Genomic DNA, 20,746 nt, shown 5'->3' with positions numbered 1-20,746 from the left:
GGAAAAATCGAGGCAAAACCGTGAAATCGAAATCGCCCTGTGGTTGAAATGCAGCCAAGGCGTGCTGCTTCCTGCTAAGTCGCGACCAAAAGAGGTTTCCGGTGGAAAGCTTGGGGGCATGTGAGGGCATGGTTGGCATGGCCGCGCACAAGACACGCTGCCAGACTCGATAGTCGCTTGCGCCGTGTAATCCGGTGTTAAGGGAATGTGTAAAAACCGGGGTTCCGCTTCACGAGCGGAAGTATCAAAGGATTTTCTGCCCAGTCTTAGCCCAGTCCGCCAAAAAGGTTTCAAGCCCTTTGTCGGTCAGCGGATGATCAGCCAACTTTTTGATCACGGCGGGCGGCGCGGTTATGACGTCGGCCCCGATCCGGGCGCTTTCAGTGACATGGTTCACGGTGCGGATCGAAGCGGCAAGGATCTCTGTCTCAAAGCCGTAGTTGTCATAGACGTGGCGGATGTCAGCAATCAGATCCATGCCATCAAGGTTGATGTCGTCAAGGCGACCGATGAAGGGTGAGATAAAGGTGGCACCCGCCTTTGCGGCGAGAATCGCCTGATTCACCGAGAAACACAGGGTGACGTTGACCATCTGCCCTTCGTCAGTCAGCGTTTTACAGGTTTTCAACCCGTCCCAGGTCAGCGGCACTTTGACTGCAATGTTCGGCGCGATGTTGGCCAGCTTGCGGCCTTCGGCAATCATGTCTTCTGCTTTTGTCGCAACAACTTCGGCCGACACCGGGCCATCAACGAGATCACAGATCTCCTGGGTTACTTCCAGAATGTCACGTCCCGATTTCAGGATCAGCGACGGGTTGGTGGTCACGCCGTCCACCATGCCCAGATCGTTCAGTTCCGCGATGGCATCGATCTCGGCGGTGTCTACAAAGAATTTCATGGGGCAGTCCTTTGATGGGTTGGCCTCTGTCGCGCTTGCCTTTACCTCAAAGGAACACCTGCCGAAACCCCTGTCGGAGAAAGGAAACACTTGAGGGCACCAGAATACTTTGGCCAAGGCGAGTTGGTGGCGGTTCTGACCACGCAGCCTCTTGATCGTACGCTGGACTACAAGGCGCCCGAAGGTGGCTGCTTTCCGGGTGCGTTCGTCGAAGTTCCATTGGGTCCGCGCAAGGTGCTGGGCGTGGTCTGGGGGGCGGGCAGAGGCGATTTCGATCGCTCCAAGATACGCTCGGTGATCCGGGTTCTGGATGTGGCGCCGATGCGCGAAGAGATGCGCCTGTTTCTGGCGCGCGCCGCAGATTACACACTGACGCCGATGCCCGCGATGCTGCGACTGGCCACGCGTGCGCCCGGTCTCGCGGATCCGCCATCCATGCGCAAGATCTATCGGTCAGGCAATGTCGAACCGGATCGGCTGACAGACGCGCGCAGGCGGGTTTTGGAGGTTTTGCGCGACTACGGTGGCCTCGCCTTTACGTTGAGGGAATTGGCAGAGATGGCCGGGGTGACATCTTCGGTTGTCAAAGGGCTGGTCAAACAGGGGGCAGTGCGCGAGGAGGACAGTCCTCGAGATTTGCCTTACCCGATGCTCGATCCAGATAAACCGGGCAAGGTGCTGACGGAAGACCAGACTTTCGCAGCACGGACATTGCAACGAGCAATTCTGACGGGCGATTACGGTACGACGTTACTGAAGGGTGTGACCGGGTCGGGCAAGACCGAAGTGTATCTTGAGGCCGTGGCCGAGTCGGTCCGACTAGGAAGACAGGCGTTGGTACTGTTGCCCGAGATCGCCTTGACCGCCGAGTTCCTTACCCGCGTCGAAGCGCGCTTTGGGACCCGCCCGGCGGAATGGCATTCCGGCGTGACACTGACAGAACGCCGCCGTGTCTGGCGTATGGTCGGTCAGGGCGATGCGCAACTCGTTGTGGGTGCGCGCTCGGCGCTGTTTCTACCTTTTCGCGATCTTGGGCTAGTCGTGGTCGATGAAGAACACGACACATCGTACAAGCAAGAGGACGGAGTACTCTACAATGCGCGTGACATGGCCGTTCTGCGCGCTGCAATCTGCGGGGCGCGGGTGGTGCTGGCCAGCGCGACTCCCTCTTTGGAAAGTTGGGCAAACGCTCAAGCAGGCAAGTATGATCGGCTGGACCTGACAGCGCGCTTTGGCGAGGCGGTCCTGCCCGAGATGAAATCTTTGGACATGCGGGACGAACGGCTGCAGCCGGGGACGTGGATTTCACCGTCGCTCAGGCAAGCGGTCATCAGACGGATCGAAAAGGGTGAACAGTCACTTTTGTTTATCAACCGGCGCGGTTACGCACCCGTTACTTTGTGCCGCGCTTGTGGCAATCAGATAGGATGTGATCATTGCGATGCGCGTATGGTCGAGCATCGCTTTCTCAAACGCCTGATGTGCCATCAATGCGGCGAAACCAAGCCGATGCCCGATGTCTGTCCTTCTTGCGGGGTGGACGGCAAGCTGGCACCGGTCGGGCCGGGAATAGAACGGTTGGCAGAAGAAGCCGCGGCGGCATTCCCCGATGCCCGGATCGCATTGCTGAGCTCCGATTTGTTCGGGTCCGCACGCGCGCTGAAGGAAAAGATCGAACAGATTGCCGAAGGGAACGCCGATATCATTATTGGTACGCAACTTGTGGCAAAAGGGCACAACTTTCCGAAATTGACACTCGTAGGCGTCATCGACGCTGATCTTGGCCTGCAGGGGTCTGACCTGAGAGCAGCGGAGAGGACCTTTCAATTGATGCGACAGGTCGCAGGTAGGGCCGGGCGGGCAGACAGGCCGGGCCAGGCACTGTTGCAGACCTTTCAACCCGAACACCCGGTGATCCGGGCAATTCTGGCGGGCGACGAAGAGGCATTCTGGAAGGCCGAGGCTGCAGGGCGACAGGCGGCGGGCGTACCGCCCTATGGGCGGATGGCGGGGATCATTCTGTCAGGTTCCGAGATTGGCCCGGTCTTCGATCTTGGAAATGATTTGGCCCGCAACGACTTTGCCATACGTCAGATCGGCGCTCAGGTCTTTGGCCCTGCACCCGCCCCGATTGCACGCATCAGGGGACGGCACAGGGTGAGATTGTTGGTCAAGGCCCCCAAAGGCGCATCGTTACAAGACGCAATTGCCAAATGGATTGCTCCGATACGGCTCAAGGGAGATATGCGGTTGGCAGTCGATATTGACCCGCAAAGTTTCTATTGACGATCAGATCGGCACCGTCCCGGATTTCTGATCGACAAGCATGTCGGTCGCCATGGCCCCGACCCACATGCAGAACAAGGCCAGCCATGCGGTTCCGGCAAAGATCGATCCCCCGGTAACGCCCGCACCGATGGCGCAGCCCCCGGCCAGCATTCCGCCAAAGCCCATCAAGGCGGCGCCGATCATCGCCTTGCGCATGGTCAAAGCGTCATCAAATGCCTGAAACCGCATTTCGCCAGCCAGCCATGCGGCCAGCATTGCACCGATGAAAACGCCAGGAACCAGGCCAACGTCGAATTCCAGGACCGCATCGCGTTCAAGAAAAAACATCAGCGTATGTGCCGAAGGTCCGGTGAATGTCGCACTTTCGATTTGCACGGGTTCAAATGCAACTTGCGCAAGCGAGTAGGTCAGTACCCAGCCCAGAGCAACTGAAAACCCTACTCCCGACGCAAAGATCAACCGGGACACACCGATCTTTTGCCGGATCGATAGCGCCAATGCGACAAGTGCAATTGCCACACCAAGCATCAATCCACCGTATTGCGGTAACCCCAGCGCGGTCAGCATGTCCATATTGCGACCGCCGTCAGTGATCCACAAACTGGCCAGCTGATCGCGGAGCGGGGAAAGTATGCCGGTCAGGGTCATTTGGGCGACAACCGCAAAGATCAGCCCTGAAACCACTGAACGCAAATTTCCTGTTGCGGCCAGAACCAGCAAACGACCCGAGCACCCACGAGCCAAAACCATCCCGGCGCCAAACAAAAGCCCGCCTATGATCGCTCCGGACCAACTGCCGGGAACGGCCATCATGCGCGCGTCGGCCGACTCCATCAAACCCAGTAATTGTGCGGATTGGACCCAGACGACCGCCGTCGAAAATGTAAGGAACCAGACTGCAATCTTGTCCTCAATCCGTCCTCTGGCGAATTCGACTGTTGCGGCTCGCAGGCAGAATCGCGAACGCTGCGCTGCGACACCAAAAGTTATTCCGGTAATCAGACCGAACAGAGCGGCGGTTGGGGCTTCGCCGATCCGCTCGACGACGCTGACAAGGTCCATGGCAAACTCCATCGCATGCTTGGATGAGAACTAAGTAGATATTCAATTCTCTGCATTGATGCAGATCAGATGTGCGCAACCAGGTTTTCTCTCGCCAAGGTGACATATTGGGCGTAGAGGACATCTCATGCTGCAACCCGTCCCCTTGTCAGATGCGCGCGATCTGCCTTTCTGGCGCCGCCCGGTCACCTTGTTGTTTGTCATGGCCATGACCATGCCGATCGCGTTTAACGCGTGGAGCGCACTGCTGAACAATTTTGTCATTGAGGCGGCGAATTTTGATGGTGCCGACATCGGGTTGTTGCACACGGTGCGTGAAATCCCGGGTTTTCTGGCCATCGGGGTAATCGCTGTGATCATGGTGATCCGCGAACAGGTGCTGGCGATGATCTCGCTTGTGCTTTTGGGTGCTGCAACTGCGGTGACGGCATGGTTCCCAAGCCTGGGAGGATTGCTGTTCGTAACGCTCTTCAGTTCGATCGGCTTTCACTATTACGAAACGGTCAACCAGTCGCTGCAACTGCAATGGTTGCCCAAAGACCGAGCTCCGCAGGTTTTGGGATGGCTGGTGGCGACAGGCTCCACCGCAACTTTGATCGTGTATGGCCTGATCGTTCTGACCTGGAATCGTTTCGATTTGTCCTACAATACGGTTTTCATGGCCGCGGGCGGGATGACCGCGATTATGGCGCTATTTTGTCTTGTGGCGTTTCCACAGTTCGACTCCCCCACTCCACAAACAAAAAAGCTGATACTACGCCGTCGGTACTGGCTGTACTACGCGTTGCAGTTCATGGCTGGAGCGCGGCGGCAGATATTCATCGTGTTCGCCGGGTTCATGATGGTCGAAAAATTCGGTTTCGACGTACATGAACTGACCGGGCTGTACCTAATCAACCTGCTGATCAATATCTCCGTCGCTCCGATGCTGGGAAAGGCTGTAGCGTTGTTCGGCGAACGCCGAACCTTGATTTTTGAATACCTGGGTTTGGCAACGGTCTTTGCAGCTTACGGCGGTATCTATTGGTTCGGTTGGGGTGTGGTTCTGGCTGCCGTCCTTTACGTGATCGACCATGTTTTGTTCGCTCTGGCGTTGGCGCTCAAGACCTACTTTCAGAAAATTGCCGACCCCGCCGATATAGCGCCAACTGCCGCAGTTGCCTTTACCATCAACCACATCGCAGCGGTGTTCCTGCCGGCGCTTCTGGGTCTTTTGTGGGTGGTGTCTCCGGGTGCGGTATTCGGATTGGCCGCTTTGATGGCGCTGGTATCGCTTGGCCTGTCGCTGTTGATCCCACGCCATCCCGAACCAGGTAACGAGACGGTTCTCTCAAAATATGCTCCGGCTCCGGCGGAGTGAGGCCTGATGTCTGACAAAAGGCGGTTCCTGAGCGGATCGACGTTGGGGCATGTGGCGCGCATGACTCTGGCAGGTGCCGCCGGGATCACATTTGTCTTTCTGGTAGATGCGGCCAATCTGTTTTGGATTTCCAAACTCGACCAGCCTCGTTTGATGGCCGCGATCGGCTTTGCTTTCGCAATCCAGTTTCTGTCAGTCAGCGTTGGTATCGGATTGATGATTGCGGCCACCGCGCTGATTTCGCGCCGGATCGGGCAGGGTCGGCGCGGGCTGGCGCGGCGTCAAGCTACCAGCACGATGGCCTTGGCATTCTTGATCCAGAGTGTCACAGGGTTCGGTATTCTGTTGTTCCGCCACCAGATCGTTGCCATGTCCGGGGCCGAAGGCGAAACAGCCGCACTGGCAGCGCGTTATCTGGCAATGACCGTGCCGTCTTTGGGCATCATGGCCGCGGGGATGATCGCCAATGGTGCGTTGCGGGCAGAGGGTGATGCCGTGCGTTCGATGTCTGTCACTCTGGCGTCCGGCGGCGTTGCGATGATCATCGACCCCATTCTGATCTATGGTCTGGGGTTGGGGTTGGATGGCGCTGCCGCCGGAGTGGTTCTGTTCCGGTTCGTAATGCTCGGCATGGCGCTCTATTTTGCGACCATTTCGAACGATCTTCTGGCACGTTTCAGGTGGCGTGATTGCCTAGGCACAACCCGCCCCTACCTTCTGATCGCCATACCTGCAATCCTGACCCAACTGGCGGCGCCGACCGGCAACTACATACTGACGTCGGTCATGGCCCAGTTCGGCGACCAGGCCATGGCCGGGTGGGCAGTTGTGGGTCGGCTTACGGTGGTCGCTTTCGGCGGCATCTTTTCTCTGGCAGGCGCGATCGGTGGCATCTTTGGTCAGAATTATGGGGCACGGTACTATGACCGGGTCTACAGTACCTATCGCGACTCGATCCTATTCGGTCTGGGGTATACGCTGGTGATGTGGGTTGTTTTGATTTCGGCAAGTCCGGTCATTGCCAGATGGTTTGAACTGCCTGCGGCTGCGCAGGGTGTTCTTCAGGCTTTCACCCATGTGGGAGCAGGTGGTTTCGTATTTGCTTCGATGTTGTTCGTCTCGAATGCGGCGTTCAACGTCCTGGGGCGACCCAGACGTGCAACTCTGACGAACTGGACAAGGGATATGGTGCTGACCTTGCCAGCCGCCCTTTGGCTGGCTTCGATCTATGGCTCGTCAGGGGTCATTTACGCACAGGCTTTGTGCAGTTTCTTGGTGGGAATCGGTGCTGCTGCATGGGGGTGGAGATTCACAGTGTCGCTGGGTCGGGAAAAATTGCCAAACCTTGACCTCGAACCACCACGGTCTTACGCGCATGCAGACAGATTCAGGAGACGCTGATGCCCACATATACCGCATTGACCACATTGATCGGCAAAACCGCAGCCGAAGAGCTTGGCGTGGCGATGGAGCGGCTGCAGCCCGAACCGACCGGTGTCGGTGTGTTCGAAGTCGAGGATGGATCGGGGCTTTGGGAGATTGGCGGGTATTTTACCGAAGAGCCAGATGTTGCTGCCTTGGCGCTTCTATCGGCTGCGTTCGGGGCAAATCCCTTTGTTGTTTCAGAGCTTCCCGAAACTGACTGGGTTGCACATGTCCGCCGGGAACTTGCCCCGGTCGAGGCAGGGCGGTTCTTTGTCTACGGCAGCCATGATGCCGACAAGGTGCCGGACGGCAGCATTCCGCTGTTGATCGAGGCGGCAATGGCCTTTGGAACCGGTCATCACGGAACAACCCTCGGTTGCTTGCGGGCGCTGGATCGCTTGGTCGAAAACGGCTTTGAAGCGTCAAAGGTCGCAGACATCGGATGCGGGACCGCTGTTCTGGCTATGGCCGCGGCACGTGTTTGGTCCGGAGATTTTCTTGCCAGCGATATTGATGAAGTCGCGGTTGATGTGGCCAAGGCGAATCTTCGCGCGAACGGGATGGAGGGAAGTGTTCGGTGCCTTGAGGCGGCCGGGTTTGACCATCCGGAACTCAAGGCAGTGGGGCCTTATGAGTTGATTTTTGCCAATATCCTCAAAGGTCCTCTAGTCGCGTTGGCGCCTGATCTTGTGGAGAACCTTCAGCCAGGAGGATACGCCATATTATCGGGTATTTTGAATGAACAGGCACAAGATGTGGCGTCCGTCTATATCGAAAATGGAACCAATTTAGTGGAAAAAGAAGAAATTGGTGAGTGGACGACGCTCACTTTAGCAAAAAATGGCGCAAAGTAGGCCTGTTTGCGGGGTTTTTTCGGTTTTCGCCATGCTTTCGGCGCATTTCGCGCCTAGCCTGACCTCTTAGAGGACAGGAGGGCGAAGTCCCGGAGGCTGCAATGGTTGATAAACCAATGGAGTTCGATCAACGAGTAAGGCGCTTGAATAAAAAGCACCAAGCCATGTCGCGCGGCTATTTTGCGAGAATGCGCTCGGATGGTTTGATTGTAATGAAACCGCACAGAGTCCGCTCGGCGCTGCCGCTTCGAGTGCTGGTGATGTTCGGGGTCGCTTTTTTCGTGTTCAAGGCTTTTCTTTTGGCCGCCTTGGGGCACGCATCATACAGCGACCGGGTCGAGCGTCTGAGCGAAGGTACTTCGGTGGAGAAGGCTGGTGCGTGGGTGATGCAGGTCGAGCCCATCACCGAATTGATTGCAACTCAATTGGGGTCGATTTTGCGCTAAATTCAGCGACCAGTAATGAAAAACGCCGCGTCTGGGAGAATACGCGGCGTTTTCGTTTTGCCCCCGAGGGAGAAGAATGGGGCGGGATGTGAGCGGCAGGCTTAGCGCTTACCATTGGCAACAAGATCAATGTCGCCACGGCACATGCCGATATCTTCCAATTCACGATCCGACAGCCCGGAAAGTGCGTCACGGGTGACGCGGGCGTCATTCCATTCGACAAAGGTGTTGATGACCATTGCGAAAAGCTCGCCGATACGGCCAACGAGGCCGAACGAGCCAGTGGTGGTGCGGGTGGTGTCCAGTGCAGCCATATCCTGTTTCCTTCTATCTAGAATGAATCGTACGTTGTTTCGATCTGCCGGGCATCTAGTGAGGTAAGAGTGTATCCACAAGCGCGAAAAATGCATGTGTCCTATGCAGTTTCTGCAATGGTCTGATGCTGTGAAACAGCCTTGAAACATTGGTGAATTTCGCCCTTTCAGTGTGTCGAAACCAGACCGCAAAAAGTCGAATTTGAGCACCGAAGTCGTGAGTGTGGCATCAATGTCGTTTTTGTGCGTGAACGCAAACTTCTTGGAGAATGTTCTTGTTTCGTGCTAGTGGGGTAAAAAGGCATCAATAACCCGAGCGGGCCGAGGCGGAATATGCGAATTCTGGGGATTGATCCGGGGCTGCGTACCCTGGGATGGGGCGTCATCGAATCACATGGCAGTCGTCTTAGCCACGTAGCGAATGGGCTGTGTCATTCCGACGGTGATGATCTGGGTGAAAGGCTGTTGTCGCTTCATAATCAGATCGTCGAGGTGATTGCGGCCCATGCACCCGATCAGGCCGCCATCGAACAGACTTTCGTGAACAAGGATGGGGCCGGAACGCTGAAGTTGGGTCAGGCGCGAGGTGTGGCATTGCTCACCTTGGCCCAAGCGGGGTTGCCGGTCGGGGAATATGCGCCGAACCGGGTGAAAAAGACCGTCGTGGGTGTCGGGCATGCTGAAAAGGAACAGGTCTTGCACATGGTCAAACTGCAACTGCCCGGATGCCAGCCCAAAGGTGCGGATGCAGCGGATGCGCTGGCTATTGCTATTTGTCACGCCTATTACGGCAAGACGCAACCGGTGCGGTTGAAAAAGGTGCGGGGATGATTGGAAAATTGACGGGGCGGCTGGGTTATCGGGCTGCGGATCACATTTTGATCGACGTGCGCGGTGTCGGATACATTGTCTACTGCTCCGACCGGACCATGGCGGCGCTGCCCGGAGCGGGTGAAGCGGTCGCTCTTTATACCGATATGGTGGTGCGGGAAGACCTGATGCAGCTTTATGGTTTCATGTCCTTGGTCGAAAAGGAATGGCATCGTTTGTTGTGTTCGGTTCAAGGCGTCGGCGCCAAGGTCTCGCTCGCCATTCTCGGAGCCTTGGGGCCGGATGGCGTCAGCCGGGCAATCGCACTTGGAGATTGGGCATCGGTCAAGGCGGCCAAGGGTGTCGGTCCGAAGACGGCGCAAAGGATCGTCTTGGACCTGAAAGACAAGGCCCCAGGTGTAATGGCTATGGGCGGGACCGTTGTTGATGCGATGGACGGACCCTTTGCTGAAGTAGTCGAGCCGACTATTGCCGAGCCTGCACCGGCAGGGAAAAAACTGCCAAAGCAGCCCGTTGGTGCCGCGGCAGCGACCGCTGGGGCATTGTCTGCCTTATCCAATCTCGGGTATGGACCGTCAGAAGCCGCCGCCGCCGTCGCTGAGGCTGCAGCGAACAATTCGGATGCAGGGGAGGCGGAACTGATCCGCGCTGCGCTGAAACTTCTGGCTCCGAAAGGGTGACTGATTGATGGTCGATGCTGATCCAACTCTTCGCCCAGAGCCTTTGCCCGAGGACAATGACCGCGCCCTTCGCCCGCAGGGATTGGATGAATTCATCGGTCAGGCCGAGGCGCGCGCCAATCTGCGCGTGTTCATTCAGTCCGCTCGCCAGCGGGGTGAGGCTATGGACCACACCCTGTTTCACGGCCCCCCAGGGCTGGGAAAGACGACACTAGCGCAGATCGTTGCGCGCGAATTGGGGGTGAATTTCCGCATGACCTCGGGGCCGGTTCTAGCCAAGGCGGGGGATCTGGCGGCAATCCTCACCAATCTGGAACAGCGCGACGTACTGTTCATTGACGAAATTCATCGCCTCAACCCGACGGTCGAAGAGGTGCTTTATCCCGCGATGGAGGACTTTGAACTCGATCTAGTGATCGGTGAAGGTCCAGCTGCGCGCACTGTGCGGATCGAGTTGCAGCCGTTTACACTGGTCGGGGCGACAACGCGGATGGGTTTGTTGACGACCCCCCTGCGCGACCGGTTCGGAATCCCCACGCGGCTGCAGTTTTACACGGTGGACGAGTTGCACGAAATCGTCACACGGAATGCCAGAAAACTGGGCGCACCTGCGGATCATGACGGCGCGCGCGAGATTGCGCGGCGGTCGCGCGGAACGCCCAGGATTGCTGGTCGCCTGCTGCGTCGCGTTGTGGATTTTGCCGTTGTCGAAGGCGACGGGCGGATCACTCGCGACCTGGCGGATGGGGCGTTGACCCGGCTTGGTGTGGATAATCTGGGTCTGGACGGAGCGGATCGAAGGTATCTCAAGCTGATAGCCGAGAATTATTCCGGCGGCCCGGTGGGTATTGAAACCCTATCAGCGGCGCTTTCGGAAAGCCGCGATTCGTTGGAAGAAGTGATCGAGCCATTCCTTTTGCAGCAAGGGCTGATCCAACGAACCCCGCGCGGGCGGATGTTGGCTCAAAAGGCCTGGGCGCATCTGGGGATGCCGATGCCAAAGCGGCAAAGCGACCTCTTTGGTTGAAGCATTGTGCCACAATGTATTATGCCTCCGGCGGGAGTAATTCCGAAAATAAGAAGTTGTACTTGTGACACCAGAAGACGTCGAAAACCTGTTCACGCGCGAAAGCGGTGAATTTCTGTTTGCCCGTTGGGGACGCCCGATCGTTCCGATCGTTTTTGGGATCGAGGCCCAGACCCTGTCGGTCGTAAAGGGTGCGTTCGAGGCTGTCGTGGCGTTGGCCGGTCACAAAATGGCCGAGACGGATCCGGAATTGGGTGCCAATTGCATGGTGTTCTTCTTCCGCGAGTGGGAAGAGTTGCTTGAAGTGCCGGATCTTGATCGGCTGATCCCCGATTTGAAACTGCTAATCGACCGGCTGGTTACGGCAGAGGCCAACCAATACCGGGTGTTTAGGTTCGAAGAAGACGGTGCAATCAAGGCTGCATTTGTATTTTTGCGTATGGACAAGAAATTGTCCGACATCCCTGCCGAAACACTTGCTTTGAACCAAGTGGTGCAGACGATTCTGTTGTGGTCCGACACAGCCTTTCGTGTGCAGTCCCCTCTGGCCATCGCGGGTGACGCAACGATCCTGAGGCCCGACGTTGCCGCGTTGATCCGGGCCGCTTATGATCCGGTCTTGCCGGGGGCGGCGCGGGACAGCTCCCATGCGCTGAGATTGTTTGCCCGCCTAGAGCAAACGCTATGACGCATGTCTTTCCTGTCCGGGTTTACTATGAAGATACCGACATGGGGGGCATTGTCTATCACGCCAACTATCTGCGGTTCATTGAACGGGCCCGCTCGGACTGGGTGCGTCAGTTGGGCAATGACCAGAATGCCATGCGGGATGCGGGCATTGTCTGGGTCGTGCGTCGGATCGAGGCTGACTATATTTCCACGGCGAAATTTGAGGATGAACTGGTTGTCGAGACCGAAATGATTTCGTTGTCCGGTGTCCGCTTGACCATGTCCCAATCGGTCAAGCGCGGCGAAACAGAGGTGTTCCGGGCCATGGTTACAGCGGTCTGCATGAATACGGCTGGAAAGCCCGTACGCCTACCGGCAGAGATTCGCGCATTGCTGTAACATTTTTTGCTACAGAGGTGGTATTGTTGGCATTTCATTCCGATCTACGCTAGCGTTCGCCAAAACAAGGCCGAACCAATGGCCCTTCAGGCAGAAAAAGAGCAGGTTCATGGAAGCTGAGACGCTGGCGCTGGCGCAGGAGATCGATTTCTCCATGTGGGGGCTGTTTGCCCGCGCAACTTTTGTCGTGAAACTGGTGATGTTGATGTTGATCTTCGCGTCCTTCTGGTCGTGGGCCATCATCATTCAGAAACTGATCAACTACCGAAAAGCTCGGGCGGAAGCAGAGGACTTCGACGAAGCCTTCTGGTCAGGCAATCCGCTCGACGAACTTTTTGATCAGACAGGACCGCAACCGGACGGCAGTTCAGAAAAGATATTTGCCGCCGGGATGATCGAATGGCGCCGCTCTCATCGCAATGATGGCGGGATGATAGCGGGCGCACAGGCGCGCATCGACCGATCAATGGATGTTGCGATCGCCAAGGAGTCAGAAACACTGCAAAAGGGGTTGCCAATTCTTGCCACTGTCGGTTCGACTGCTCCGTTTATCGGCCTGTTCGGAACTGTCTGGGGCATCATGAACGCCTTTATCGAGATTGCCGAACAGCAGAATACTAACCTGGCCGTGGTCGCGCCTGGGATTGCCGAAGCGCTGATGGCTACGGGTTTTGGCCTGCTGGCGGCCATTCCGGCGGTGATCTTCTATAACAAACTAAGCGCCGACAGCGACCGGATCGTTTCTGGCTACGAGGCCTTTGCTGACGAGTTCGCAACCATCCTGTCACGTCAGCTGGACACCTGAGCCATGGGAGCTGCTGTTCAGCAAAAAAGTGGCACAGGGCGTCGGCGTGGCCGCCGGCGCGGAAGTGTACGGCCGATGTCCGAGATTAACGTCACACCCTTCGTGGATGTGATGCTCGTGTTGCTTATAATTTTTATGGTGGCGGCGCCGCTGTTGACGGTCGGCGTGCCGGTAGATTTGCCGAAAACGGCAGCAACGGCACTGCCAAGCGACACCGAAGAGCCGCTGACTGTAACAATGACCGCAGATGGTAGTGTGCAGATTCAGACGACGGATGTCGTCCGCGAGGAATTGATTGGAAAACTGCGCGCTATTGCGGCAGAGCGGTCGAGCGACAAGGTGTTCTTGCGCGCGGATGGTGCCATTCCTTATGCGCAGGTGATGGAAGTCATGGGGGCGTTGAATGCGGGTGGTTTTTCGAATGTCGGCCTCGTGACGGATACCGGCGGGCCGACGCTGGATGACGGTTGAGAGTGAGGACGCGGTTTGCAAACCGGTACCAAGATCTCTGGCGTCGCTCATGTGATTCTGATCGGATGGGCCTTGTTCGGCGGCACCTTCCGTTCCGAGCCATTGCCATTCGAAGTTCAGGATGTTTCCGTGATCTCGGCTGAGGAGTTCGCGGCCTTGACCGCTCCACAAGAGGCACCTGAAGTGTCGGATTCACTTGCGGCCCTTCAACAGCCCGACGTGCCAGATGACAAACCTTCCGCTCCGGAGCAGGTCGAAGGCGAACTGCCCCGCCCTGAACCAGAAACGCCGCCGGAGCCCCAGGCAGAAACAGCGCCTGAGCCGGTTCTGCCGACACCTGATCCCGAAGTATCTGAGGAGCTTCCAACTTTGCAGCAGCCCGAGCCAGAGGTTGTCGCCCTACCAGTCCCGCCGGGGAAAAAGCCAAAGCCGCGCCCGGCCGACAAGGTCGCTCCACAGCCAGTTGCGCCGCCACTGCCGGACGTGACGCCTGACGATGTGGAAACCCCGCCTGTTGCGCAGGATGAAGGTGCGGAAGAACAGCAAGAGCAGCAGGAGCAAACCGCCCAGGAGGAGGCGACGGATCAAATCGTGACCGAAGCGGAGCAAAGCAAGGAGCTTGCCCCTGACCGGTCTCCGCGCCCGGCGTCGAGGCGCCCGCAAGCGCCCAAGCCCGAGCAGGTCGCTGAAGCGGAGCAAAAGCCCGAAGCCAAACCAGAGTCCTCGTCGACGAATACGGATTCAACTGCGAGCAGCGACTCTGCGGTCGAGGATGCATTGAAGGAAGCTTTGGCAAGCGGACAGGACGGTGCCCCTGCACCGAGCGGCCCGCCGCTGACCGGCGGAGAGAAGGATGCTCTGCGCATCGCGGTTTCGAATTGCTGGAACGTCGGGTCCCTGTCGACAGAAGCGCTGAAAACAACAGTGATTGTATCAGTGGCCATGCAACAGGATGGTAAACCTGTCGCCAACAGCATTCGCCTACTTGAAAGTTCCGGCGGATCGACCGGAGCCGCGCAGCAGGCTTTCGAGGCGGCGCGTCGCGCGATCATTCGATGCGGTGCAAAAGGTTACAACCTGCCTGCCGATAAATATGGCCAGTGGCAGAGTATCGAGATTACATTCAACCCCGAGAGGATGCGGATCAAATGATGAAATTCCTGACGAGCCTCCTACTGGGTGCGGCGGTGCTCGCCATGCCCGCACTTGCACAGAACCAGCCGTTGCGGATCGAGATCACGGAAGGTGTGATCGAACCATTGCCTTACGCGATTCCAGATTTTGTGCCCGACAACGCGGCGGCGGTGGAGTATGCGTCGCAGATTGCACGGGTCGTGGCTGCAGATCTCAGTGGAACAGGACTGTTTCGCGAAATTTCAGCGGACGCTTTTATCAGCCGGGTGAGCAGTTTCGAGGCCCCTGTCCAGTTCGCGGATTGGAAGGCGATCAACGCACAGGCGCTGGTAACCGGTGCGGTCAATGTCTCGGGGAATCGTCTGACCGTCCGGTTCCGGGTCTGGGATGTGTTTTCCGGTGCAGAACTCGGCGACGGTCTGCAATTCACCGGCACCTCGGACGGCTGGCGGCGTATGGCACACAAGGTCGCCGATCAGGTCTACAGCCGTATCACCGGTGAAGGGGCCTATTTTGACAGCCGCGTTGCCTTTGTTTCGGAAAGCGGCCCCAAAGACCAGCGCCGCAAGCGCTTGGCAATCATGGACTATGATGGCGCCAATGTTCAGTACCTGACCGATAGCGCCGCGATTGTTCTGGCCCCGCGATTTTCATCGTCTGGAGATCGGTTGTTATACACAAGTTATGAAAGCGGCGCACCGCGCATCTATGTGCTGGATATTGGCAGTGTGCAGCGAAGGGTGCTGCCAACTCAAGAAGGGACAATGAGCTTTGCCCCAAGGTTCTCTCCCGATGGCGGCACAGTTCTGTATTCTCTGTCCCAAGGCGGAAATACTGATCTTTGGAAGATGGACGTTGCCTCGGGTAACAGTGCCCGGCTCACCAGCGCTCCATCGATTGAAACCGCGCCCAGTTATTCTCCGGATGGCAGCCGGATCGTATTCGAAAGCGACCGCTCGGGTTCGCCGCAACTGTATATTATGTCAGCCGCTGGCGGCGATGCCACGCGGATCAGTTTCGGCCCAGGGCGCTATGGAACACCGGTATGGTCCCCGCGCGGTGACCTGATTGCCTTTACCAAGCAGAATGAAGGCCGTTTTCACATTGGGGTAATGCGAACCGACGGCAAGGAAGAACGCCTATTGACGGCCTCTTTTCTTGATGAAGGGCCGACATGGGCGCCGAATGGGCGAGTAATCATGTTCACGCGGGAAACGCAGGGTGCAGATGGGCGGTCAACGCTTTATTCAGTGGATATTTCGGGGCGCAACCTGAAGGCGGTTCGCACGCCGGATGGTGGCAGCGATCCAACGTGGTCACCCTTGCAGAAATAGCGGCATAACGACTGCGCGATCTCGTTCACAAGGGGCGGGCAGTGTGGTAAACAAAGACAAACAACAAACAAACCAAGAGGCGACTGGAAATGAACGTATTGAGCAAAATTGCCGCTCTAGGCGCGGTGGCGCTGCTTGCGGCGTGCAGCAACAACGACCCTTCAACATGGGGCAACGGTGGGGCAGGCGGGGCCGGTGGTGTATTGGCGCCGGGATCGGTCAGTGATCCGCACTCTCCAGCATATTTCCAGCAAGCCGTTGGTGATCGTGTACTGTTTGCGGTCGATCAATCGACTCTGTCGCCCGAGGCACAGGCGACGCTGCAAGCACAGGCGGAATGGCTGATGAGCAACCCTGACTATACCGCGATCATCGAAGGTCATGCGGACGAACAGGGCACACGTGAATACAACCTTGCTCTTGGTGCACGCCGTGCCAATGCGGCACGCGAGTTTTTGGTCTCGCGTGGTGTTGCGGGCAACCGCCTGACAACTATCAGCTATGGCAAGGAACGACCGATTGAGATTTGCAGCGACGAGGCGTGCTATTCCAAGAACCGCCGGGCTGTTACGGTCCTGACCGGCGCAACTACAGGATAATTTCGATGCGCATCGCGGCTTTGGTTCTGGCAGCAGTTGTTTCCACGGCGGGCGTCGCCCGAGGGCAGGATCAGCAGACACTTGCGGATATTCGGCAGGAACTTACGGTTCTCCATGTGGAAATCCAGCGGCTCAAGCGCGAGTTTTCCACCACCGGGTCACCCTCGCCCAATCTGGCGGGCAGTTCGGTGTTGGAGCGCGTGGATGCAATCGAGGCTGAGTTGCAGCGGATTACGAAGCAGACCGAACAGCTGAACGCTCGAATTGACCGCGTAGTTATCGATGGTACGAACCGCATAGGTGACTTGGAGTTCCGGCTGGTCGAACTGGAAGGTGGCGATCTGGGAGCTTTGGGTGAGACGACCACGCTGGGCGGTGATACGGGCGGAGAGACAGCACCCGTCATTGCACCTGCACCGCCAACCTCTGTGGGTGAGCAACTGGCAATTGGTGAACGGTCCGAATTTGATGCCGCTACTCAGGCTTTGGCCGAAGGCGATTTTCAGAAGGCGGCCGATCTCCTTACAGACTTCGATCTTAATTATCCGGGTAGCCCCCTGTCGTCCGAAGCGCACCTGCGCCGCGGTCAGGCGTTGGAAGGTCTCGGTGACACTCGGGAAGCTGCACGCGCCTATCTGGCCAGTTTCACCGGCGATTCTGAAGGGCCTTTCGCGCCAGAGGCGCTATATGAACTCGGCGCGGCGCTGGGGCGCTTGGGACAAACCGAACAGGCTTGCATCACGCTGGGTGAAGTCAACGTGCGGTTTCCGACATCGATCTCGGTGGCGGACGCCAGCCAGGAGATGGCGGCGCTGGGCTGTTCTTGACGCAGAGCAGCCATACATTTTCTAAAGAAATCCGGGCCGCGCTGCCACTCGATTTGCCGACGCGCCTGGGCGTCGCGGTGTCCGGTGGCGGAGACTCGGTTGCGTTGCTGAACCTTTTGAGCGAGGCACTAAAAGCCGAGAATACCGAATTGCTTGCCGTCACTGTGGATCACGGCCTGCGCAAGGGTTCAGCCGCCGAGGCCGCTGGCGTGGCAGCCTTGGCCAAGACTATGGGGCTTGCCCATGACACCCTGCACTGGACAGGTTGGAATGGAACCGGGAATTTGCAGGACCAGGCGCGCCGGGCCCGTTACCGGCTGTTAGTCGATTGGGCCAAACGCAATGAGGTGACGGCGATTGCCTTGGGGCACACTGCGGACGATCAGGCGGAAACGGTTCTGATGCGGCTGGGGCGCGCATCGGGCGTTTCGGGATTGGCAGCCATGTCACGCGTCCGCGAGCAGGGCGGAGTACTGTTTTTGCGTCCTATGCTAGGGATCACACGGAACCGTTTGCGCCAGTATCTGTGCAGCAAAGATCTGGCATGGGTCGAGGACCCTTCGAATCGGGACGTTCAATTCGACCGGATCAAGGTGCGAAAATCGCTTCCAGAGTTTGAAACACTGGGGATCACGCCCCTGGTATTGGCCGAAGTTGCTCAAAACATGGCGCAGGCGCGCGACGCCTTGGACCATTATTTGCGCAAGGAAGCCGAAAAGCTCACAACAATTTCAGACAGGGATATTCTGGTCGACCGGCAAGGATTTGCAGCGTTGCCCGATGAAATTGCGCGGCGATTGATTGTCGCGATCGTGCGATGGATCGGCGGAGGAGATTATCCTCCACGCCGAGCTTCGGTGCGGCAGATTATGACGGCCATGGCAGAAGAAAAAACCGCTGTTCTAGGCGGTTGCCTACTTCTACCGGACGGCGGAAACATGCGTTTCTGTCGTGAATACAACGCAGTCCGTGATTGCGTTTGTTCAATTGATGCAATTTGGGATCGGCGCTGGCACATCACTGGTCCGCTGGAAGTTGGAATTGAAGTGCGTGCTTTGGGTGCCGAAGGACTGAAGCAGGTTCCTGACTGGAGGGCTGTTGGTCGCCCGTATTCCACCTTGCTTGCGACGCCATCCGTGTGGCGCGGTGAGGAATTGCGGTCGGCCCCGCTTGCCGGATTTGCCAACGGCTGGGAGGCGAAATTGCTTGCAAACGGCGAAGAGTTTTATGCATCGCTTTTATCGCATTGAACCTGCGGCAATCATCTCTATTTTAGTGGTCTAGCTGGCAACCTCCTTCAATGCCGAACGATTTGGGAGTATTTCCTTGGGCAACGCTCGTAATATCGCCTTTTGGGTCGTCCTTTTTCTGCTGATTCTGGCACTGTTCAACCTGTTCAGCGGGTCGGGCGGAACGCTCCAGAGCCATGAAAAGACCTATTCCGAATTTGTCTCTGCCGTGGACGCCGGTGACGTAAGCCGCGTGACGCTGGATGGCGAACAAATCCGATACCGGACCAATGACGGGCGCGACTATGTGACCATCAAACCGGGTGATGCCGAGGTGACCCAACTTTTGATCGGCAAGGACATTCCGGTTCGTGCGGAAAAACAGCAGCAATCCGGTTTCCAGTCATTCCTGATCACGCTTCTGCCCTTCCTGTTGCTGATCGGTGTCTGGGTCTATTTCATGAACCGGATGCAAGGTGGCGGCAAAGGTGGCGCGATGGGCTTTGGCAAATCCAAGGCCAAGATGCTGACCGAAAAGCATGGTCGCGTGACCTTTGACGATGTTGCCGGTATCGACGAGGCCAAGGAAGAGCTGGAAGAGATTGTCGAATTCCTGCGAAACCCGCAGAAATTCAGCCGCCTTGGTGGCAAGATCCCCAAGGGCGCGCTGCTTGTTGGCCCTCCGGGTACCGGTAAGACGCTTCTGGCCCGGGCCATTGCGGGTGAGGCGGGCGTGCCGTTCTTCACCATCTCGGGTTCGGATTTTGTCGAAATGTTCGTTGGTGTGGGTGCGTCTCGCGTGCGCGACATGTTCGAGCAGGCGAAAAAGAATGCGCCCTGTATCGTGTTTATCGATGAGATTGACGCTGTGGGCCGCCATCGTGGCGCCGGGTATGGCGGCGGCAATGACGAGCGCGAACAAACGCTCAACCAGTTGCTGGTCGAAATGGACGGGTTTGAGGCCAACGAAGGTGTGATCATTCTGGCAGCCACCAACCGCAAGGACGTTCTGGACCCTGCGCTGTTGCGTCCAGGCCGGTTCGACCGTCAGGTCACGGTTGGCAATCCCGACATCAAGGGCCGTGAAAAGATTCTTGGTGTGCACGCACGCAAGACGCCGCTGGGCCCCGATGTCGACTTGCGCATCATCGCGCGCGGTACGCCAGGCTTCTCGGGTGCGGATCTGGCCAACCTCGTGAACGAGGCTGCACTGATGGCCGCGCGCGTGGGTCGCCGCTTTGTCACCATGGAAGATTTTGAAAACGCCAAGGACAAGGTGATGATGGGGGCCGAGCGCCGCTCGATGGTGCTCACTCAAGATCAAAAGGAAAAGACCGCCTATCACGAAGCCGGTCACGCTGTTGTCGGTCTGTCTCTGCCGTTGTGCGATCCCGTTTACAAAGCGACGATCATACCACGTGGGGGCGCATTGGGCATGGTCGTATCCCTGCCTGAAATGGATCGGCTGAATTATCACCGGGACGAATGCAAGCAAAAGCTGGCCATGACGATGGCGGGCAAAGCCGCCGAAGTCATCAAATACGGCGAGGATCACGTTTCGAACGGCCCGGCTGGCGACATCATGCAGGCCAGTCAGTTGGCGCGCGCCATGGTAATGCGTTGGGGTATGTCCGACAAGGTCGGGAATATCGACTATGCAGAGGCACATGAGGGATACCAAGGCAACACAGCCGGATTCTCGGTGTCGGCTCATACCAAGGAGCTGATCGAGGAAGAGGTGAAGCGCTTTATCCAAGAAGGCTATGAAAAGGCTCATGAGATCCTCAGTGAACGGAAAGAGGATTGGGAGAGACTGGCGCAAGGTCTGCTGGAATATGAAACGCTGACCGGTGACGAGATCAAGCGGGTCATGAATGGTGATTCCCCGCACGAGGGCGACGATGAAAGCGATGATTCGGATAAGGGGAACGCGCCCAGCGTCACGGCCATCCCCAAGACCAAGCCCAAAAAGACTCCGCCAGAGGGCGGAATGGAGCCGGAACCTACAACTTGATCAATGAGAGAGACCCGGGGATAATCCCGGGTTTTTTTCTACCGTCCTTGACCCCACGAATCGTTTGGAAGCGAATTTT

21 protein-coding genes are annotated in these 20,746 nt (G+C 57.5%); 18 read left to right on the top strand and 3 right to left on the bottom strand.

Annotation, left to right across the window (positions count from 1 at the left end; genetic code table 11):
- Positions 1-244 precede the first annotated feature (244 nt).
- The gene (fsa, locus tag ACR0LZ_RS01620) at positions 245-898 is read right to left on the bottom strand and encodes a fructose-6-phosphate aldolase (RefSeq protein WP_480748017.1); all 654 of its coding nucleotides are present in this window, start codon (positions 896-898) and stop codon (positions 245-247) included.
- 90 nt (positions 899-988) lie between these two features.
- On the opposite strand from fsa, the gene ACR0LZ_RS01615 reads away from it, so the two are divergent.
- Complete coding sequence (locus ACR0LZ_RS01615; RefSeq protein WP_480748016.1) at positions 989-3,184, top strand: primosomal protein N'; 2,196 nt, start codon at positions 989-991, stop codon at positions 3,182-3,184.
- A gap of 3 nt (positions 3,185-3,187) precedes the next feature.
- Here the strand turns inward: ACR0LZ_RS01615 and ACR0LZ_RS01610 are convergent, their stop codons facing one another.
- A complete protein-coding gene (locus tag ACR0LZ_RS01610; RefSeq protein WP_480748015.1) occupies positions 3,188-4,249 on the bottom strand; it encodes a YeeE/YedE family protein in 1,062 nt (353 codons plus the stop codon).
- A gap of 127 nt (positions 4,250-4,376) precedes the next feature.
- Between ACR0LZ_RS01610 and ACR0LZ_RS01605 the strand changes: the two genes are divergently transcribed.
- The 4 genes from ACR0LZ_RS01605 to ACR0LZ_RS01590 all read left to right on the top strand — a co-directional run bounded on the left by ACR0LZ_RS01605 (position 4,377) and on the right by ACR0LZ_RS01590 (position 8,334).
- Entirely contained in the window at positions 4,377-5,609 is a 1,233-nt protein-coding gene (locus tag ACR0LZ_RS01605) for an MFS transporter (RefSeq protein ID WP_480748014.1), read from the top strand.
- A gap of 6 nt (positions 5,610-5,615) precedes the next feature.
- Positions 5,616-7,010, top strand: a complete 1,395-nt coding sequence (locus ACR0LZ_RS01600; RefSeq protein ID WP_480748013.1) for an MATE family efflux transporter — start codon at positions 5,616-5,618, stop codon at positions 7,008-7,010.
- Positions 7,010-7,888: a 50S ribosomal protein L11 methyltransferase gene (locus ACR0LZ_RS01595; RefSeq protein WP_480748012.1), complete on the top strand. Its 879-nt coding sequence runs from the start codon at positions 7,010-7,012 to the stop codon at positions 7,886-7,888. The genes ACR0LZ_RS01600 and ACR0LZ_RS01595 overlap by 1 nt, the downstream gene beginning before the upstream one ends.
- Before the next feature lie 101 nt (positions 7,889-7,989).
- Positions 7,990-8,334, top strand: a complete 345-nt coding sequence (locus ACR0LZ_RS01590) for a hypothetical protein (RefSeq protein WP_480748011.1) — start codon at positions 7,990-7,992, stop codon at positions 8,332-8,334.
- Positions 8,335-8,435: 101 nt separating this feature from the next.
- On the opposite strand, the gene ACR0LZ_RS01585 is transcribed toward ACR0LZ_RS01590, so the two are convergent.
- Entirely contained in the window at positions 8,436-8,648 is a 213-nt protein-coding gene (locus ACR0LZ_RS01585; RefSeq protein WP_480748010.1) for a DUF1127 domain-containing protein, read from the bottom strand.
- A 333-nt stretch (positions 8,649-8,981) separates the two neighbouring features.
- On the opposite strand from ACR0LZ_RS01585, the gene ruvC reads away from it, so the two are divergent.
- The 13 genes from ruvC (at position 8,982) to ftsH (ending at position 20,667) form a co-directional block, all read left to right on the top strand.
- Complete coding sequence (gene ruvC / locus ACR0LZ_RS01580; RefSeq protein WP_480748009.1) at positions 8,982-9,479, top strand: crossover junction endodeoxyribonuclease RuvC; 498 nt, start codon at positions 8,982-8,984, stop codon at positions 9,477-9,479.
- Positions 9,476-10,159: a Holliday junction branch migration protein RuvA gene (ruvA, locus tag ACR0LZ_RS01575; protein ID WP_480748008.1), complete on the top strand. Its 684-nt coding sequence runs from the start codon at positions 9,476-9,478 to the stop codon at positions 10,157-10,159. The genes ruvC and ruvA overlap by 4 nt, the downstream gene beginning before the upstream one ends.
- Before the next feature lie 7 nt (positions 10,160-10,166).
- A complete protein-coding gene (gene ruvB, locus ACR0LZ_RS01570) occupies positions 10,167-11,186 on the top strand; it encodes a Holliday junction branch migration DNA helicase RuvB (protein ID WP_480748007.1) in 1,020 nt (339 codons plus the stop codon).
- 64 nt (positions 11,187-11,250) lie between these two features.
- Complete coding sequence (locus ACR0LZ_RS01565; protein ID WP_480748006.1) at positions 11,251-11,874, top strand: hypothetical protein; 624 nt, start codon at positions 11,251-11,253, stop codon at positions 11,872-11,874.
- The gene (gene ybgC / locus ACR0LZ_RS01560; protein ID WP_480748005.1) at positions 11,871-12,254 is read left to right on the top strand and encodes a tol-pal system-associated acyl-CoA thioesterase; all 384 of its coding nucleotides are present in this window, start codon (positions 11,871-11,873) and stop codon (positions 12,252-12,254) included. Before ACR0LZ_RS01565 ends, ybgC begins: the two co-directional genes overlap by 4 nt.
- A gap of 109 nt (positions 12,255-12,363) precedes the next feature.
- Positions 12,364-13,059: a protein TolQ gene (gene tolQ / locus ACR0LZ_RS01555; protein ID WP_480748004.1), complete on the top strand. Its 696-nt coding sequence runs from the start codon at positions 12,364-12,366 to the stop codon at positions 13,057-13,059.
- Between the two features lie 3 nt (positions 13,060-13,062).
- Positions 13,063-13,530 (top strand): protein TolR, encoded by a 468-nt coding sequence (gene tolR / locus ACR0LZ_RS01550; protein ID WP_480748003.1) that lies wholly within the window; start codon positions 13,063-13,065, stop codon positions 13,528-13,530.
- 15 nt (positions 13,531-13,545) lie between these two features.
- The gene (locus ACR0LZ_RS01545; protein ID WP_480748002.1) at positions 13,546-14,682 is read left to right on the top strand and encodes an energy transducer TonB; all 1,137 of its coding nucleotides are present in this window, start codon (positions 13,546-13,548) and stop codon (positions 14,680-14,682) included.
- Entirely contained in the window at positions 14,679-15,998 is a 1,320-nt protein-coding gene (tolB, locus tag ACR0LZ_RS01540) for a Tol-Pal system beta propeller repeat protein TolB (protein ID WP_480748001.1), read from the top strand. Before ACR0LZ_RS01545 ends, tolB begins: the two co-directional genes overlap by 4 nt.
- Positions 15,999-16,087: 89 nt before the next feature.
- The gene (gene pal, locus ACR0LZ_RS01535; RefSeq protein WP_480748000.1) at positions 16,088-16,597 is read left to right on the top strand and encodes a peptidoglycan-associated lipoprotein Pal; all 510 of its coding nucleotides are present in this window, start codon (positions 16,088-16,090) and stop codon (positions 16,595-16,597) included.
- Between the two features lie 5 nt (positions 16,598-16,602).
- Complete coding sequence (gene ybgF, locus ACR0LZ_RS01530) at positions 16,603-17,424, top strand: tol-pal system protein YbgF (protein ID WP_480747999.1); 822 nt, start codon at positions 16,603-16,605, stop codon at positions 17,422-17,424.
- Positions 17,421-18,674 (top strand): tRNA lysidine(34) synthetase TilS, encoded by a 1,254-nt coding sequence (tilS, locus tag ACR0LZ_RS01525; protein WP_480747998.1) that lies wholly within the window; start codon positions 17,421-17,423, stop codon positions 18,672-18,674. The genes ybgF and tilS overlap by 4 nt, the downstream gene beginning before the upstream one ends.
- A 76-nt stretch (positions 18,675-18,750) precedes the next feature.
- Entirely contained in the window at positions 18,751-20,667 is a 1,917-nt protein-coding gene (gene ftsH, locus ACR0LZ_RS01520; protein WP_480747997.1) for an ATP-dependent zinc metalloprotease FtsH, read from the top strand.
- Positions 20,668-20,746: the final 79 nt, after the last annotated feature.

It is taken from the genome of Ruegeria sp. CI1, from assembly GCF_056536925.1.
Note: the sequence above shows the minus strand (reverse complement) of the source record. Positions and strands in the feature narration are given on the sequence as shown.